General features: G+C 41.7%; 16 protein-coding genes. 14 read left to right on the top strand and 2 right to left on the bottom strand.

All coding sequences use genetic code 11. The features are described 5' to 3' along the window. The first annotated feature begins 28 nt into the window (after nt 1–28). The 3 genes from MKL35_RS02765 to bfmS are packed head-to-tail and all read left to right on the top strand — an operon-like array spanning nt 29 to nt 2,630. Nucleotides 29–235, top strand: a complete 207-nt coding sequence (locus MKL35_RS02765; protein WP_270912785.1) for a hypothetical protein — start codon at nt 29–31, stop codon at nt 233–235. Further along, entirely contained in the window at nt 232–948 is a 717-nt protein-coding gene (gene bfmR / locus MKL35_RS02760) for a response regulator transcription factor BfmR (protein WP_000076440.1), read from the top strand. The genes MKL35_RS02765 and bfmR overlap by 4 nt, the downstream gene beginning before the upstream one ends. Nucleotides 949–980: 32 nt before the next feature. Next, nucleotides 981–2,630: a sensor histidine kinase BfmS gene (bfmS, locus tag MKL35_RS02755; protein ID WP_004710386.1), complete on the top strand. Its 1,650-nt coding sequence runs from the start codon at nt 981–983 to the stop codon at nt 2,628–2,630. Between the two features lie 21 nt (nt 2,631–2,651). Here the strand turns inward: bfmS and MKL35_RS02750 are convergent, their stop codons facing one another. Together MKL35_RS02750 and MKL35_RS02745 are read right to left on the bottom strand one after the other, a co-directional pair. Further along, a complete protein-coding gene (locus tag MKL35_RS02750; RefSeq protein ID WP_002050462.1) occupies nt 2,652–3,005 on the bottom strand; it encodes a hypothetical protein in 354 nt (117 codons plus the stop codon). Between the two features lie 92 nt (nt 3,006–3,097). Next, nucleotides 3,098–4,519, bottom strand: a complete 1,422-nt coding sequence (locus tag MKL35_RS02745; RefSeq protein ID WP_033846719.1) for a sensor domain-containing diguanylate cyclase — start codon at nt 4,517–4,519, stop codon at nt 3,098–3,100. A 427-nt stretch (nt 4,520–4,946) separates the two neighbouring features. Between MKL35_RS02745 and ndhC the strand changes: the two genes are divergently transcribed. The 11 genes from ndhC (at nt 4,947) to nuoL (ending at nt 16,894) form a co-directional block, all read left to right on the top strand. Next, nucleotides 4,947–5,498: an NADH-quinone oxidoreductase subunit A gene (ndhC, locus tag MKL35_RS02740; protein WP_002050273.1), complete on the top strand. Its 552-nt coding sequence runs from the start codon at nt 4,947–4,949 to the stop codon at nt 5,496–5,498. A 6-nt stretch (nt 5,499–5,504) separates the two neighbouring features. Next, the gene (locus MKL35_RS02735) at nt 5,505–6,182 is read left to right on the top strand and encodes a NuoB/complex I 20 kDa subunit family protein (protein WP_002050353.1); all 678 of its coding nucleotides are present in this window, start codon (nt 5,505–5,507) and stop codon (nt 6,180–6,182) included. A gap of 84 nt (nt 6,183–6,266) precedes the next feature. Continuing rightward, the gene (nuoC, locus tag MKL35_RS02730) at nt 6,267–8,054 is read left to right on the top strand and encodes an NADH-quinone oxidoreductase subunit C/D (protein ID WP_002050296.1); all 1,788 of its coding nucleotides are present in this window, start codon (nt 6,267–6,269) and stop codon (nt 8,052–8,054) included. A 13-nt stretch (nt 8,055–8,067) separates the two neighbouring features. Next, entirely contained in the window at nt 8,068–8,577 is a 510-nt protein-coding gene (gene nuoE, locus MKL35_RS02725) for an NADH-quinone oxidoreductase subunit NuoE (RefSeq protein WP_002050341.1), read from the top strand. After that, nucleotides 8,574–9,905: an NADH-quinone oxidoreductase subunit NuoF gene (nuoF, locus tag MKL35_RS02720; RefSeq protein ID WP_017394179.1), complete on the top strand. Its 1,332-nt coding sequence runs from the start codon at nt 8,574–8,576 to the stop codon at nt 9,903–9,905. Before nuoE ends, nuoF begins: the two co-directional genes overlap by 4 nt. A gap of 11 nt (nt 9,906–9,916) precedes the next feature. Next, a complete protein-coding gene (gene nuoG / locus MKL35_RS02715; protein WP_004710381.1) occupies nt 9,917–12,601 on the top strand; it encodes an NADH-quinone oxidoreductase subunit NuoG in 2,685 nt (894 codons plus the stop codon). Between the two features lie 3 nt (nt 12,602–12,604). After that, nucleotides 12,605–13,621 carry an NADH-quinone oxidoreductase subunit NuoH gene (nuoH, locus tag MKL35_RS02710; protein WP_002050372.1) on the top strand — a complete coding sequence of 339 codons (1,017 nt, stop codon included), beginning with the start codon at nt 12,605–12,607 and terminating at the stop codon, nt 13,619–13,621. A gap of 18 nt (nt 13,622–13,639) precedes the next feature. After that, a complete protein-coding gene (nuoI, locus tag MKL35_RS02705; RefSeq protein ID WP_000276693.1) occupies nt 13,640–14,182 on the top strand; it encodes an NADH-quinone oxidoreductase subunit NuoI in 543 nt (180 codons plus the stop codon). Further along, nucleotides 14,182–14,700, top strand: coding sequence for an NADH-quinone oxidoreductase subunit J (nuoJ, locus tag MKL35_RS02700; protein ID WP_014205902.1), 519 nt, complete (start codon nt 14,182–14,184; stop codon nt 14,698–14,700). The genes nuoI and nuoJ overlap by 1 nt, the downstream gene beginning before the upstream one ends. After that, on the top strand, nt 14,700–15,008 hold the full coding sequence (nuoK, locus tag MKL35_RS02695) for an NADH-quinone oxidoreductase subunit NuoK (protein WP_000529822.1): 309 nt from the start codon (nt 14,700–14,702) through the stop codon (nt 15,006–15,008). Before nuoJ ends, nuoK begins: the two co-directional genes overlap by 1 nt. Beyond that, entirely contained in the window at nt 15,005–16,894 is a 1,890-nt protein-coding gene (gene nuoL / locus MKL35_RS02690; protein WP_004888613.1) for an NADH-quinone oxidoreductase subunit L, read from the top strand. The genes nuoK and nuoL overlap by 4 nt, the downstream gene beginning before the upstream one ends.

Genomic DNA, 16,894 nt, shown 5'->3' with positions numbered 1-16,894 from the left:
ATTCATACATAGGAAATATGAATAGATTATGACATATAAGAATAATAAACAGATATCAAAAATACTTGAAAATTCAAAGGTTAATGAAATGCAACAAAACATGGTTGTCATGTATCAGTTTGGTGAACGCCTACTTGTTTACAATGTAAACGTGTGTATATTGCAAATGATAAACGAATGTATCTGCAAGATTTTTAAGATGCATGTAATGAGATTTATAGGGGCAATGATATGAGCCAAGAAGAAAAGTTACCAAAGATTCTGATCGTTGAAGACGACGAGCGTTTAGCGCGATTAACTCAAGAATATTTAATCCGCAACGGTTTGGAAGTTGGTGTAGAAACTGACGGTAACCGTGCAATTCGTCGTATTATTAGTGAACAACCAGATCTTGTGGTCTTGGATGTCATGTTGCCGGGTGCAGATGGTTTAACCGTTTGTCGTGAAGTTCGTCCACACTACCATCAACCAATTTTGATGTTGACTGCACGTACTGAAGACATGGACCAAGTACTTGGTCTAGAAATGGGTGCAGACGATTATGTCGCTAAACCAGTTCAACCACGTGTATTATTAGCGCGTATTCGTGCACTATTACGTCGCACAGATAAAACTGTTGAAGATGAAGTTGCTCAACGTATCGAGTTTGACGATCTAGTCATCGACAATGGCGGCCGCTCTGTAACGTTAAACGGTGAACTTGTTGACTTTACAAGTGCTGAATATGACTTGTTATGGTTGCTTGCATCAAACGCTGGTCGTATTTTATCGCGTGAAGATATCTTCGAACGTTTACGTGGTATCGAATACGATGGTCAAGACCGTTCAATTGACGTACGTATTTCACGTATTCGTCCAAAAATTGGCGATGATCCTGAAAATCCAAAACGTATTAAAACTGTACGTAGTAAAGGTTACTTGTTTGTTAAAGAAACCAATGGATTGTAAAATCTGATTAAACTTCCTATAAGGTTGGTCGAGTGTTTAAACACAGTATATTCCTGCGAATATATGCGGGGCTGGTAATTCTTGTTGTTTTGGTGGCTGTTTTTGGGTATTTACTGGTACAAATTATCAACTACCAACGCGCACAAGAATACCGAGAATCTTTAACTGATGGTATTTCTTATGTCATTAGTGAAGGGGTCGCTCGACAACCTGGGAAGCAGCAAAAGATAGATTGGATTTCTGATGCATCTGATTTGCTCGAACTTCCAATTTACTATACTGATGCAAGTAAGGTTGAATTGTCTCGAACCGAGAAAAAGCGGATTGAAGCACAAAAATCTGTTGTTCGTTACGATGCCAGTAATAGCATTGCGTATGTCATTATTGGTTTGCGTGACGACCCACAACATTACTTATCTATAAAAGTCGACAAAATTAGTGAACGCCAAATGAAGGCTCTTCCTATTTTTGTACTCGACTACTTAATGTTTTATCCGGGGCAGGAACAAGAGTACCTTGCCAAGATTCAAAAGCACTTTTCATATCCAATCAATATTCAAAACATTCAAGATGTAAATCTGGACTCTGAACAGATTGGGCGTTTACGCCAAGACCAAAGTGTCATGTTGTATAAAGATAGTGCAACAGTACGTGGTACGACCATTTCGATTGTCTCTCCAATCCCGAATCATCCTGCACAAGTGTTAGTGTTGGGTCCTGTTCCAATGTTTAACTGGATGCCTTTACAGCTTTCTGCGGGTATTACCTTATTTAGCTTATTCTTATTAAGTTTGGGTGTTTACGGTTTGATTTTGCCGCTAGAGCGCAAAATTCGACAAGTGCGTTATGCATTAAACCGTATGAAATCGGGTGATTTGTCATTGCGTGTTCCGATTGAAGGAAGTGACGAAATGGCTAACTTGGCTTCAAGTTATAACAATATGTCTGATCATATTCAGCGTTTGATCGAAGCTCAACGTGAGTTAATGAGAGCGGTATCTCATGAACTCAGAACGCCTGTGGCACGTATTCGCTTTGGTACAGAAATGTTAGCCGAAGAAGATGACTACAATCACCGTATGCATCAGGTCGACATGATTGATAAAGATATTGAAGCACTCAATACCTTAATTGATGAAATCATGACTTACGCAAAACTAGAGCAGGGTACACCTTCACTAGATTTTGCAGAAATTGTACTCTTTGAAGTGTTAGATCAGGTTGCAGTTGAAACCGAAGCGTTAAAAACACAGAAAGAAATTGAACTCATTCCACCACCTTTATATGTGAAAGTAGATGCAGAGCGCCGTTACCTTCACCGTGTTGTACAAAACCTAGTAGGTAATGCTGTTCGTTATTGTGATAACAAAGTGCGTATTACTGGTGGTATTCACAGCGATGGCATGGCTTTTGTCTGTGTTGAAGATGATGGTCCCGGTATTCCTGAACAAGATCGTAAACGTGTATTTGAAGCCTTTGCACGTTTAGATGATAGCCGTACACGTGCATCTGGTGGGTATGGTTTAGGACTTTCGATTGTAAGCCGTATTGCTTATTGGTTTGGTGGTGAAATTAAAGTAGATGAAAGCCCAAGCTTGGGAGGCGCACGTTTTATCATGACGTGGCCAGCACATCGCTTTAAACAGCCGCCATTAAAGGCAAATAAAAAAGCACCTGCATAAGGTGCTTTTTTATTGGTTTATTTATAATTGAGTGGCATCAGGTTCTAAAATTGGTTTCCCGCTTCTTAAACTGTTTAGCGCATCTGTATTAAAGTCAATTAACAGCGAATTGTTTTTAGCATCGATTTGATATTTTTGAATAAGAGGCTGGTCTCCATTCAAAGTTTCAACTCTATATGAATCCGCAATATGTAAAATGCCTTCTAGATTTGTTGTGGTTGACGCGAAATCTTGTCTAAAAATTTCATAGACATCTCGCAAGTCAAAAATGGCATTATCTGCATCTGGGTGTTTTTGAATATAGCTTTCTATATGTCGCACGAGTAATTGTGCAAACAAGTAATAGTCTGGTTTATGCGTATATTCTAGATTCATACATTTTTCTCCTTATTATCTGTTATTAGCATACATGGCAAAACAGAAGTTATTGTATAAAATTCATTACACTAGATGATGACTTTAAAATATTACAAAGAAATAAAAACTCGGTTACGTCCTTGGCGCTTTGCTTGATAGAGTGCGTCATCTGCTTCTTTAAACAAGCTTTCAATAGATCGGTGGTAGTTTGGAGAATATAAGCTAATACCAATACTGACCTGTACAAAAATAGGTAATTTGCCATAAACATATATTGGTTGCTGACTAATTTTAATGCGTATTCTTTCTGCAAGTTCAAAAGCAGCTTCTTTAGTCGTGTCAGGAATAAAAATTGCGAATTCCTCACCTCCAAAACGACCCAGTAAATCATGAGGGTGCAGAATATTTTGTATGGTGGTTACACAGGTTTGTAAGGCTCTATCACCAATCAAGTGACCATAACTGTCATTCACCTTTTTAAAATGGTCGACATCCAACATAAAAAATGCAGAGGTTTTATGTTCTTTTTGTACTTTTTCTTGGAGTAAACGAACCGATTGTAAAAACTGACGTCGAGTTAAACTCGATGTGAGTTCATCATGGGCAATAGCATGTTGTAATTTTTGAATTAATTCAGAATGAAGTGCACTAATACTGGAAACAGTAAGTGGTGCAATGGTCATCATGATTAGCCCTATACGGATAGAAATAGTATTGCTTAAATAATCTTGTGGATACAGTAATAAATAATGACCAGAGACATGATAAATAATATACGCACTCGTAAAAGAGGTAATGAGAGCCACAATGATGGGTTTATAGCGTATAGCGCACCAGATTAATGCGGCAATTGGATAGAGTAGGGAACCTGGACCTGAGTCATAATAACTGACAGCTATTGAAATGAGGACAGCCAATAAAGGCAGAAAATCAACAGCCTTTACATATACTTGATTACCTTTAATGTAGTTTTTTATTTTAAGGTAAGGAGGGAAATTTAAAATGATTGGCAATAACAGTAAGGCATTTTGAAGTTCTGATGTGACCCAATAACCAAATTCAGCCCAAAAACTGCCAATCATAAATTTGGTATTAAACATCGGTACAAAAGTTGCTGCAAAAAAAGCACCGGTTATGCTACCAATACCGCACAGAGCAAATAAAACCAAGTAAGAATAGCCTCGATAGGCAGCTTTTATATAACGGCCAAATAACATTGCAAGTGCTAATGTCATGACGACATATAGGTAATTTGAGGCAGTTAAAATAAGGGTGAGAAAAAGAGGAGTGCCCTTAACTAAATCGGCAATCATGTAACCGATAAAAGCTCCTGCAAAACTACCGACTTGTCGTGTTTGCGGAAATCGAATGAGTAGACCTAAAAATACGGAGTTAGCAGGCCAGAAAAATGCAAGAAAACTAAGGGGGCGAGATGCAATTCCAATAAAGCAGCATATTGAAATAATGAGAGTAAATAGGAAAAAAAACTTCAGGGAAGAAGAAAATGAAAATTCACGAAGTGAGTATGGCATCAGCTGCCCTTAATGATAAACACTCTTATCCAAGAGTAATAAAATATTAATGCATGATTAAACATTCATCATAATTCAGAGGGGAAGATGAATACAATAAAAAACCGTCTAATATTATAAAAAAGTAAGGTGTTTATTTTGACCGATTGAGCAATTGTGCAAATAATATTAAAAATCAAAAAATGAAAAAAATCATTACAACTAAGAAAACTATCAAATAAACCGATTATAAGCGGTGAAACCCCCTCTACAAGACATAGAACAATACTTTTGATTGGAAAATCATCCAAAAGACTAAGACGCTTCAACTAGCATGCGAAATTAGAAATCAGGTACAATTGGCGGGATTAATTTTGTGTTTGGTGTATTCAAAGGCCAATACATACATTCTTTGTTAAATAATAGGCCTGCCAGGAGTTATCCCCGCATGAGTGCCATTACTCCATACGACTGGGCGATTATCGCCTTCGTGATCGGCGTTACATTTCTTTGCGTCTTTATGCTCACAGTTCCCTTACTCCTCGGGGGAAAATCGTGGGGACGTGCTAAGCAAGAGCAGTTTGAATCAGGTGTCGTGAGTGCTGGTGGCGCTCGCATTCGCCTGTCTGCAAAGTTCTATCTAGTTGCAATTTTCTTCGTGGTTTTCGACTTAGAGGCCCTTTACCTCTATGCATGGTCTACTTCTGTGCGTGAAGTAGGGTGGTTGGGATATACCACTGTTGTAATCTTTGTCGTTGATCTATTAATTGCGCTTGTTTATGCCTTCTCTGTAGGTGCTTTAAGTTGGGCACCGGCAGATCGCCGTAAATTAGCTGGTGAGAAGATTAAAGTCGGTTCACCAACAATGGACATTGCTGAAATTACACGCTTTAACTCTATTGAAGAGCTCGTAACTGACCCTACTGGCCAGATTCCAGCCCAATCATCAGGTCGTGTTAAGTCAAAAACTACACCTGCATTGTCATCTGAAAAGGAGTAAGTCGGGATGAAATATACTCTGACCCGCGCGAATCCGGATGCTGATCAATACCCATTGCAAGAACGCCAAATTGTGACTGATCCGCTTGAAGAGGAAGTGAATAAAAACGTATTCATGACTCGTTTAGAGGATGTCTTGCATACAGCAGTAAACTGGGGACGTAAAAACTCTTTGTGGCCATTTAACTTTGGTACCTCATGTTGTTACGTTGAATATGCAACGACTTTAACAGGCGTGCATGACTTGTCCCGTTTCGGTGCAGAGGTTATTCGTGCTTCACCTCGTCAGGCTGACTTGATGATTGTTGCAGGTACCTGCTTTGTAAAAATGGCTCCGGTTATTCAACGTTTGTATGAACAAATGTTAGAACCTAAATGGGTTATTTCAATGGGTGCTTGTGCAAACTCTGGAGGTATGTACGACATCTATTCAGTAGTACAAGGTGTAGACAAAATTATTCCTGTTGACGTGTACGTCCCAGGTTGTCCGCCTCGTCCTGAAGCATTAATTCAAGCGTTAATGCTTTTGCAAGACCAGATTCAATTAGAGCGACGCCCGCTTTCTGCCGTGATTGGTGATGATCTTCAGCCAGTGTATAAGCCAAAGATGATGCCAGAACGTGATCGTAAGAATGCGCAGCGTATTGCCGTTAAAAACTTACGCTCTATGGATGAGATTAAATAATTTTTTGACGGTGTTTTGACATATCTGACCGATATGTTCATCGAGAAAATTGACAGAATTTGTATTAAATAGGAAGCCAAGCCAATGGCTGAAACTGACATTGCTATGCCAGAATCAACACCAGTTGATTCACGCCCAGCATTTGCAATCGTAGAAGAGCTCAAAACCAAGTTTGGTGAGAACTTCTATGTGCAGGCGACTTTTGAAGAGTTTCCAACAGTCTGGGTTGAGCGCGCACGCGTGCAAGAAGTCCTCATGTTCCTGCGTAAAGTGGAACGTCCTTATGTAATGCTGTTTGACTTATCAGCGATGGATGAGCGTTTACGTCAACATCGTGATGGTTTACCAGCATCTGACTTCACTGTGTTCTATCATTTATTATCGCTTGAGCGTAATAGTGACATTCGTATCAAGGTTGCCTTGAACGAAAATGATCTTAGCCTCCCGACAGCGACAAATATCTGGCCAAATGCCAACTGGTATGAACGTGAAGCTTACGATATGTTCGGTATCAATTTCGAAGGGCATCCAATGCTCCGTCGTATCTTGTTGCCAACTTATTGGGAAGGTCACCCGCTTCGTAAAGAATATTCAGCACGTGCGACAGAATATACGCCGTATATGCAAGACAAAGCGAAGCAAGATTTCGAACAGGAACATTTACGCTTTGTACCTGAAGACTGGGGTCTTAAGCGTGGTAACGCTGATGAAGACTTCATGTTCTTGAACTTGGGTCCTAACCATCCATCTGCACACGGTGCGTTCCGTATTGTATTGCAGTTAGATGGCGAAGAAGTGAAAGACTGTGTTCCTGATATCGGTTATCACCACCGCGGTGTGGAAAAGATGGCTGAGCGTCAAACATGGCACTCTTTCATTCCTTATACTGACCGTGTTGACTACTTGGGTGGTTGTGCGCAAAACATGCCATATGTAATGGCAGTTGAACAGCTTGCAGGAATTAAAGTTCCTGAGCGTGCACAAGTGATTCGTGTCATGTTGAATGAGTTGTTCCGTATTAATAACCACTTACTTTACTGTGGTACGGCAATTCAGGATGCTGGTGGTATGACACCAGTATTCTATATGTTCGCAGACCGTCAAAAAGTATACGACATTGTTGAAGCAATTACGGGTTACCGTATGCACCCAGCATGGTTCCGTATTGGTGGTACAGCACACGACCTTCCAAATAACTGGCAAAAACTTGTTAAAGAATTGCTAGAGTGGATGCCAAAACGTCTCAACGAATACTACACAGCTGCGCTTAAAAACTCTGTGTTTATTGGTCGTACACGTAATGTTGCTCAATACGATGCAAAATCTGCACTTGCATGGGGTGTAACTGGTACTGGTTTACGTGCAACAGGTATTGATTTCGACGTTCGTAAATATCGTCCATACAGTGGCTATGAAAACTTTGATTTTGATGTGCCAGTTGAGTATGAAGGCGATGCCTACGCTCGTGTTCTTGTTCACTTCCGTGAAATTACTGAGTCACTCAAAATTATCAAACAGTGTTTGGATAACATGCCTTCGGGTCCATATAAAGCGGATCACCCATTGGCTGTTCCACCACCAAAAGATAAGACGTTACAAGATATTGAAACTTTGATTACGCACTTCTTGAGCGTGTCATGGGGTCCTGTCATGCCTGCTGGTGAAGCGTCATTCATGACTGAAGTTGTGAAAGGTGCAAGTACTTATTACTTGACTTCGGATAAGGCAACGATGAGTTATCGTACTCGTATCCGTACACCGACGTTTACTCACTTACAGCAAATTCCTTCAGTGATTAACGGCAGTTTAGTGTCTGACTTAATCATTTATCTGGCGACCATTGACGTGGTTATGGCTGACGTGGATCGCTAAGAGGTAACGCAAAATGATGATTCTGACTGATAAAAAACCACGTGTGAATGTTGAAGGGATTTTGACTGCTGAAGAAATCCATGAAATTGAACATCACATTGGTCACTATCCATACCCACGTGCAGCTTCTTTAGATGCATTAAAGTGCGTACAGCGCCGTAACGGTTGGGTAGATGATGCTCAAATGAACGCCATCGCACAATTATTGACGATTAGTGTGGCAGATTTAGAAGGTGTAGCAACGTTCTACAACCGTATCTATCGCCAGCCTGTAGGTCGTCACGTAATTTTGCTTTGTGACTCGATTGCTTGCTTCTTAATGGGTGCTGAAACATTAGCTGAAGCATTCCAGCGTGAATTAGGTATTCAGTTTGGTCAAACGACACAAGATGGTCGTTTTACACTGCTCCCAATTTGCTGCCTAGGCAACTGTGACAAAGGCCCAACGTTAATGATTGATGAAGATACTCACGGTTTAGTTGAAGTGACATCAGTCAAACAGTTATTGGAGAAGTATGTATGAATACTGAACCAAAACCAATTTATGGCGACGGTAATCCGGAAACTCATCCACTGACTTGGCGTTTAAGCAAACAAGATGCCGTACATAGCGCTGACGACTATGAAGCACTTGAAGGTTATGCTGGCTTTAAAAAAGCATTAGGCATGAAACCTGCTGAAGTGCTTGAAGTCATTAAAGCTGCAACTGTAAAAGGTCGTGGTGGTGCAGGCTTCCCAGCAGGGATCAAATGGTCTCTTATGGCGCCAAACGATGGTGGCCCACGTTACTTGATCTGTAACGCTGATGAGATGGAACCAGGTACCTTTAAAGACCGTTTGTTGATGGAAAAACTTCCTCACCAATTGATCGAAGGTATGTTAATTGCAGGTTATACCTTAGAAGCAACTCAAGGCTATATCTTCATCCGTGGCGAATACATCGAAGCTGCTCAATACCTAAATGAAGCGCTTGAGCAAATTCGCGCTAAAGGTTACTTAGGTGACAACATTTTAGGTTCTGGCTGGAACTTCGAGTTACACGTACATACTGGTGCAGGTCGTTATATCTGCGGTGAAGAAACTGCATTGATTAACTCACTTGAAGGTCGTCGTGCTAACCCACGTACTAAACCGCCATTCCCGCAAGTTGCTGGTGCATGGGGTCGTCCTACGATTGTGAACAACGTTGAAACTTATAACAACTTGCCAGCAATCATGCTTCGTGGTCCAGAGTGGTATATCGGTTTATCAGCTGGTAAATCAAAAGACCCAGGCACTAAGATTTATGGTGCGTCAGGTAAAGTTAAATTCCCTGGTCTTTGGGAACTACCATTTGGTACGACTGCACGTGAAGTAATCGAAGATCATGCCGGTGGTATGCGTGAAGGCTTAAAGCTTAAAGCATGGTTACCAGGTGGTGCGTCAACTGACTTTTTACCTGCAGATACCATTGATTTACCAATGGATGCTGAAACCATTATGAAAGCAGGTTCTCGTTTAGGAACATGTTTATTGATGGTGGTAGACGAGACTCAATGTATGGTGTCGTTGACCCGTAATCTTGAAGAATTCTTTGCGCGTGAATCATGCGGTTTCTGTACACCGTGCCGTGATGGTTTGCCATGGGCTGTTAAAGCGCTTAAAGCACTTGAAACAGGTGAAGGTAAGAAAGAAGATATCGATCATTTACAAGAACTTACTCGTAAGTTATGGATTGGTAAAACTTTCTGTGCCCACGCACCAGGTGCGATGGAGCCGCTTATGGGCGCACTCAAACATTTCCGTAGCGAGTTTGAAGCGAAAGTGACGAATCGTCCTGTCGTGCAAACTAGCAACGTAGAACAAGCTTAAGGGATTCGACTATGGCTACAATTCATGTCGATGGAAAATCGTACGAAGTCAATGGATCAGAAAACTTGCTACAAGCATGTTTATCCCTTGGCATTGATATTCCGTATTTTTGTTGGCACCCATCCTTAGGTTCTGTTGGTTCATGTCGTCAATGTGCCGTAACTCAGTATGCAAATCCTGAAGATACGCGCGGACGTCTTGTGATGTCATGTATGACACCAGCATCTGACAATACCTATATCTCGATTGAAGACAAAGAAGCAACGGATTTTCGTGAATCTATCGTTGAGTTCTTAATGACCAACCACCCACATGACTGTCCGGTGTGTGAAGAGGGTGGTCACTGTCATTTACAAGATATGACTGTAATGACTGGTCATGACCGTCGTCGCTATCGTTTTACTAAGCGTACACATTACAACCAAGAACTAGGCTCATTCATTGCGCATGAAATGAACCGTTGTATTGCTTGTTACCGTTGTGTTCGTTACTACAAAGACTATGCGGGCGGTACAGACTTTGGTGTGTTTGCCAATGCATCGCGTGTTTACTTTGGTCGTCCAGAATCAGGCACTTTAGAGTCTGAATTCTCTGGTAACTTGACTGAAGTATGTCCAACAGGTGTATTTACCGATAAGACTCATTCAGAGCGCTATAACCGTAAATGGGATATGCAATATGCACCAAGCGTGTGTCATGGCTGTTCTTCAGGTTGTAACATCTCTCCGGGTGAGCGTTATGGCGAAATCCGTCGTGTAGAAAACCGTTTCAATGGTTCGGTTAACCAATACTTCCTTTGTGACAAAGGCCGTTTTGGCACAGGTTATGTAAACCGTGCAGATCGTCCACGTCAACCTCAGTTCCGTAATGGCGAAACAGTAGCAACCGTTTCTGTTGACCAAGCTCTAGATCAAGCAATTGCGAAACTTGAAGGTAAAAAAGTTTTAGGTATCGGTTCACCACGTGCAAGCTTAGAATCAAACTATGCATTACGTGAACTTGTAGGCCAAGCAAACTATTCAACAGGTGTTGCACAAAAAGAGCAAAAACTTGTTGAACTTGCTGCTTCAATCATGCAAACAGAGGGTATTTACAACCCGAACATGCGTGAAATTGAAAGCTATGATGCAGTATTAATTTTGGGTGAAGATTTAACCCAAACTGCACCACGTATGGCTTTGTCAGTTCGTCAAGCTGCGAAAAACAAAGCTCGCGAAATGGCTGCAAAAACACGTACGCCAGACTGGTTGGCTGAACCAGTACAACGTATTGGTCAGGAAGCGAAATCTCCGATCTATATTTTGGCTGCAACTCAAACTCGTCTTGCCGATGTTGCAACTGGTGAAGTTGTTGCCTCTCCAAATGACATTGCGCGTTTAGGTTTTGCAGTTGCTGCGGCAGTTAAAGGTGAAACAGTTAATGGTTTAGATGACGATGCAAAAGCATTTGCTCAAACTATTGCAGACACTTTAAAAGCAGCAAACAAACCGTTAATTATTGCGGGTACGAGCTTGCAAGATGCTTCAATTATGGAAGCTGCAGCAGAGTTAACGCAAAACCTTGGCTCAAAAGCTGGTTTAAGCCTTGTAGTTCCTGAAGTGAACTCTATGGGCTTGGCATTGTTTGGTGGCTTAAGCCTTGAACAAGCATTTGCTCAAGACTACGACACACTTGTTATTGTTGAAAATGACTTGTTCCGTCGTTTACCAGCTGCTCAAGTTAAAGCAGCACTTGATAAAGCTGAAACAGTAATCGTGCTTGATCACAGCGAAACAGAAACTGTGAAACAGGCGGATATTGTGCTTTCAGCAGCAAGCTTTGCCGAAGGTGATGGTACTGTTGTAAGCCAAGAAGGTCGTGCTCAGCGCTTCTATCAAGTTTACGATCCAAGCTACTACAAACCTGAATACGCGATTAAAGAATCTTGGCGTTGGTTGCATGCCATTGAAACTGGTCTTAAAGGTAAGCCAGTTGATTGGACATTGCTTGATGACGTGATTGAAAGTATCGTTAAAAATGTTCCGGTACTTGAAGCAATTCAAGATGTTGCACCAGATGCAGGCTACCGTGTACATGGTTTGAAAATTGCTCGTGAACCACGTCGCTATTCTGGTCGTACAGCAATTCGTGCACCTTTATCTGTTCATGAACCTAAGCAACCGACAGACCCAGACTCAGCATTAACATTCTCTATGGAAGGTTATGTAGGTCCGCAAAAAGCTTCTTCGCTTGTACCATTTGCGTGGGCGCCAGGTTGGAACTCTCCACAATCTTGGAACAAATACCAAGATGAAGTGGGTGGTCACTTAAAAGGTGGTGATTCAGGCGTTCGTTTATTTGACCGTTTAGCAAAACGTCCAGCACGTAGCTATGTTGCTCCAACTGCAGTAGTTGCAAACCCTGAAAGCTTCCGTCTTGTACCAATGCACCATATTTTTGGTTCTGGTGAATTCACCATTAAAACACCTGCAATGGAAACTCGTATTCCTGAAGCTGTATTTGCTGTAGGCGAACAAGACGCAACGCGTTTGAACCTACAAGAAGGTCAACGTATTACAGTTAAAGCAGGCGAAACTACAGTGAGCTTACCTGTACAAGTAATTGAATATTTACCTACAGGTTATATCGGTTACCCAGTTGGTTTAGCACCGACAGTATCCTTAGCTGAGCCTGTTTCAGTGGCATTAGGAGTGTAATTCATGAATCAAGAAATTATACGTCAAACGCCACTTTGGGCTGAGAACTGGCCAATTGCTTATGCAGTGGTTCAAGCAGTTGTGATTTTGCTTGTCGTTGTACTTGTTGCTGCATTGATGTCTTTTATTGAGCGTCGTTTACTTGCTTGGTGGCAAGACCGTTATGGTCCAAACCGTGTTGGTCCTGGTGGTATGTTCCAGATCGTTGCCGACATGCTTAAGATCATGTTCAAAGAAGACTGGACACCAAAATTTGCCGATAAATTAACTTTCCGTTTAGCTCCGGCAGTTGCGATGGCAACTGCGGTGCTTTCGTTCATGGTTATTCCTGTAAGCCCTGCATTGGGTGTTGCAGACATGAGCATCGGTCTGTTGTTCTTTATGGCTATGGCTGGTATTGCGGTTTATGCAGTGTTATTCGGTGGTTGGTCATCAAATAACAAATATTCATTACTCGGTGGTTTGCGTTCAGCTGCTCAAACAATTTCTTATGAAGTGTTCTTGGGCATCTCGTTAATGGGCGTAGTTGCAATCGCTGGTTCATTTAACCTTCGTGAAATTGTTGAAGCTCAACGTGACGTTTGGTTCATCATTCCACAATTCTTAGGTTTCTTGATTTTCGTGGTTGCTGGTGTTGCGGTAACTCACCGTCACCCATTTGACCAACCTGAAGCAGAACAAGAATTGGCTGAAGGTTACCATGTTGAATATGGCGGTATGAAATGGGGTATGTTCTTCGTTGCTGAATATGTAAACGTTGTACTTATCTCTGCATTGATCGTGACTTTATTCTTTGGTGGCTGGTTAGCGCCATTCAATTTAGAAATTCCATTTATTCCACCAGTGTTCTGGTTTGTGATTAAAACAGCATTCTTCGTAATGATGTTTGTATTGGCACGTGGTTCTTTAATGCGTCCACGTTACGACCAAGTCATGAACTTCGGTTGGAAAATTTGTTTGCCGCTGGCGTTGGTTAACCTATTGGTAACTGGTGCTGTGATTCTGATGAATCAGGCCTAAGACAGCAGGGAGTACAAAATGTATAAAATTCTAGCTGGAGTTGGGTCAATCGTTCGGACGTTATTCATGGTATTTACCCATGGTTTCCGTAAACGTGACACAATTCTTTATCCAGAAGTACCAGCAGAGGAAATTGTACCACCTCGCTATCGTGGTCGTATTATCTTGACACGTGACCCAGATGGGGAAGAGCGTTGTGTGGCATGTAACCTTTGTGCGGTTGCATGTCCAGTTGGCTGTATTTCACTGCAAAAAGCTGAAAAAGAAGACGGTCGTTGGTATCCGGAGTTTTTCCGTATCAACTTCTCTCGTTGTATCTTCTGCGGTATGTGTGAAGAAGCATGTCCAACGACAGCGATTCAGTTAACTCCAGATTTCGAGTTGGGCGAATACGTACGTCAAGACCTCGTATATGAGAAAGAAAACTTACTCATTTCAGGTCCAGGTAAATACCCAGACTACAACTTCTACCGTGTAACTGGTATGGCAATTAACGGTAAAGAGAAAGGTCAAGCACAAAAAGAAAGTGCACCAATCGATGTACGGAGTCTATTACCATGATGTGGCCGTTTTATTTGATGGCGCTCGTGGCCATCGTTTCTACGGTTCGTGTAGTGACTAACACGAACCCTGTACATGCATTGCTTAGTCTGATTGTTTCATTACTAGCTGTTGCTGGTATTTTCATGATCGTAGGTGCGCCGTTTGCTGGCGCCCTCGAAATCATTGTTTATGCTGGTGCGATTATGGTCTTGTTCGTATTCGTTGTGATGATGCTTAACTTAGGGCAACACACAGTTGAACAAGAGCGTAAATGGCTTTCTTCAGATGCTTGGGCATATCCAGCACTCATGAGCTTTTTACTTGGCTTGCTTTTAGTTTGGATGCTTGGTGGTGAATATACAACCATCTCTGCTCCACTTGGAGCACAAGTAATTGGACCAAAAGTTGTTGGTCAAGCGCTCTTTACTCACTACTTATTATTGGTTGAAGTTGCCGCGATGTTATTGCTAGCAGCCCTTGTTGCAGCATACCACTTAGGTAAACGTGAACCAGGTGCAGAAGAGGAAAAAGAATAATGGGCCAGATCCCTTTAGAACATGGTTTGATTGTTGCAACCATTCTTTTTGCACTCGGTTTTTACGGTGTAATGGTGCGACGCAACCTACTATTTATGTTAATGAGCCTTGAAATCATGATGAATGCTGCTGCGTTAGCATTCGTTCTTGCGGGTAGCGTATGGGCACAACCAGATGGACAAGTCATGTTCATTCTGATTTTAACCCTTGCTGCGGCAGAGGCGTGTATCGGTCTTGCGATTGTCCTTCAGTTCTATCATCGCTTCCATCATTTGGATGTGGATGCTGCTAGTGAGATGCGCGGATGAGTTATTTATATCTAACAGTATTATTTCCGCTAATCGGTTTTATTTTATTGGCGGCAGGGCGTGATAAGCTCTCTGAAAATGTTGCAGCAATTATTGGTGTGGGTTCTGTAGGTTTATCTGCATTATTTGCATTGATTGCTGGTATGGCATTTACCAACAGCGGCCAACAGGTTTTTGTTCAAAACCTTTGGACATGGTTCAATGTTGGTGGTTTCGCTCCTGGCATTAGCTTACATTTAGATGGCTTATCTTTACTCATGATGGGCATGATCACAGGTGTTGGTTTTCTAATCCACATCTTTGCATCATGGTACATGCGTGGTGAAGAAGGTTATGCGCGCTTCTTCTCTTATTTCAACCTATTCGTTGCAAGCATGCTTGTGCTTGTATTGGGTGACAACTTAGCGTTGTTATTCTTAGGTTGGGAAGGCGTAGGTCTATGCTCTTACTTGCTGATTGGTTTCTATTATGCAAACCCTGCAAATGGTTGGGCAGCGATCAAAGCATTTACAGTTACCCGTGTAGGTGATGTATTCCTACTTATCGCTTTATTCTTGCTTTACCAACAATTTGGTACGCTTAATACTCAGTACATCGTTGAACACGCAGCAGAAGTCATGACGAAGAGTTCGTCACTTACTATCTGGACTGCATTAATGTTGTTCTTAGGTGCTGCTGGTAAATCTGCTCAAATTCCATTGCAAACATGGTTGGCAGATGCGATGGCAGGTCCAACACCTGTTTCTGCATTAATCCACGCAGCAACAATGGTAACGGCTGGTGTGTACTTATGCTGCCGTCTATTTAGCGTATTTGAGCTTGCACCTGAAGTGATGCAGTTCATTTCGGTAACAGGCGCTGTAACTTTATTAGTTGCAGGTTTTGCTGCTCTCGTGCAAACAGATATCAAACGTATTTTGGCTTACTCAACAATGAGTCAGCTTGGTTATATGTTTATGGCTGTAGGTGCAGAAGCGTATCAAGCTGGCCTGTTCCACATGTTAGCTCACGCATTCTTCAAAGCATTATTATTCTTGTCTTCTGGTGCAGTTATTCTTGCTTACCATCACGAACAGAACATTTTCAAAATGGGCGGTTTGTTCTACAAAAACAAATTCCTATTTGCATGTTTCGCGATTGGTGGCGGTGCATTAGCAGCGATTCCATTCTTAACAATCGGCTTCTTCTCAAAAGATGCGATTCTTGGTGAAGTTTGGGTACAAGGTCAATCAATTGCTCTATACCACACTTTATATTGGGCTGGTGTAGCAGGTGCATTCCTGACTTCAATTTATACCTTCCGTTTAATCTGGGTTGTATTCTTCGGTAAAGAAAATACGCATTACCATGAGATTAAAGGTGCAACTTACTGGGCGCCATTAGGTATCTTGGCAGTATTGTCTACTTTTGTGGGTGCTGCATTAAAAGGTCCAGTAGCTGGTATTTTAAATACAGCAAAAATTCCTGAATTCCATGTTGCTGAACAATTTGTAGAAGGTATGCATGGGGCAGAGCATTTAGCTGTAGGCATTGCGCTTGTTGGTTTAGCTGTGGGTATTGGTCTATTTGCATTTGCTTACGGTGCAGTGAAATCGTTTGCTCAAACAAGTCTTGGTGCTGGCTTAGCTCATATTTGTCGTACTGCATTTGGTTTCGATGCGTTGTATGACATCGTTTTTGTTAAACCTTATTTATTCTTCGCCAAACTATTTGGTCGTGATCCGATTGACAGCTTATGGCTTGTTCTTCCTGCGCTTGTTAAAGGCGGAAACAGTTTCACAAGCTCACGTCAAACAGGTTCATTGCGTGAATACGCATCAAGCATGTCACTCGGTGTAGTGGTGTTATTGATGATCTTGATCGTTATTCAGGTAGTGGGGAAATAA

This window comes from Acinetobacter sp. AOR41_HL (genome assembly GCF_027854645.1).
Taxonomy (GTDB): Bacteria; Pseudomonadota; Gammaproteobacteria; order Pseudomonadales; family Moraxellaceae; genus Acinetobacter; species Acinetobacter nosocomialis.
The sequence above is the reverse complement of the archived record's forward strand: the minus strand, read 5'-3'. Positions and strand labels throughout refer to the sequence as shown.

Excerpts from the sequence above, each read along its gene's own strand:
- MKL35_RS02765 (WP_270912785.1), top strand. The coding sequence starts at position 29 with ATGACATATAAGAATAATAAACAGATATCAAAAATACTTGAAAATTCA.
- bfmR (WP_000076440.1), top strand. The coding sequence starts at position 232 with ATGAGCCAAGAAGAAAAGTTACCAAAGATTCTGATCGTTGAAGACGAC.
- MKL35_RS02750 (WP_002050462.1), bottom strand. The coding sequence starts at position 3,005 with ATGAATCTAGAATATACGCATAAACCAGACTATTACTTGTTTGCACAA.
- MKL35_RS02745 (WP_033846719.1), bottom strand. The coding sequence starts at position 4,519 with ATGCCATACTCACTTCGTGAATTTTCATTTTCTTCTTCCCTGAAGTTT.
- ndhC (WP_002050273.1), top strand. The coding sequence starts at position 4,947 with ATGAGTGCCATTACTCCATACGACTGGGCGATTATCGCCTTCGTGATC.
- MKL35_RS02735 (WP_002050353.1), top strand. The coding sequence starts at position 5,505 with ATGAAATATACTCTGACCCGCGCGAATCCGGATGCTGATCAATACCCA.
- nuoC (WP_002050296.1), top strand. The coding sequence starts at position 6,267 with ATGGCTGAAACTGACATTGCTATGCCAGAATCAACACCAGTTGATTCA.
- nuoE (WP_002050341.1), top strand. The coding sequence starts at position 8,068 with ATGATGATTCTGACTGATAAAAAACCACGTGTGAATGTTGAAGGGATT.
- nuoF (WP_017394179.1), top strand. The coding sequence starts at position 8,574 with ATGAATACTGAACCAAAACCAATTTATGGCGACGGTAATCCGGAAACT.
- nuoG (WP_004710381.1), top strand. The coding sequence starts at position 9,917 with ATGGCTACAATTCATGTCGATGGAAAATCGTACGAAGTCAATGGATCA.
- nuoH (WP_002050372.1), top strand. The coding sequence starts at position 12,605 with ATGAATCAAGAAATTATACGTCAAACGCCACTTTGGGCTGAGAACTGG.
- nuoI (WP_000276693.1), top strand. The coding sequence starts at position 13,640 with ATGTATAAAATTCTAGCTGGAGTTGGGTCAATCGTTCGGACGTTATTC.
- nuoJ (WP_014205902.1), top strand. The coding sequence starts at position 14,182 with ATGTGGCCGTTTTATTTGATGGCGCTCGTGGCCATCGTTTCTACGGTT.
- nuoK (WP_000529822.1), top strand. The coding sequence starts at position 14,700 with ATGGGCCAGATCCCTTTAGAACATGGTTTGATTGTTGCAACCATTCTT.
- nuoL (WP_004888613.1), top strand. The coding sequence starts at position 15,005 with ATGAGTTATTTATATCTAACAGTATTATTTCCGCTAATCGGTTTTATT.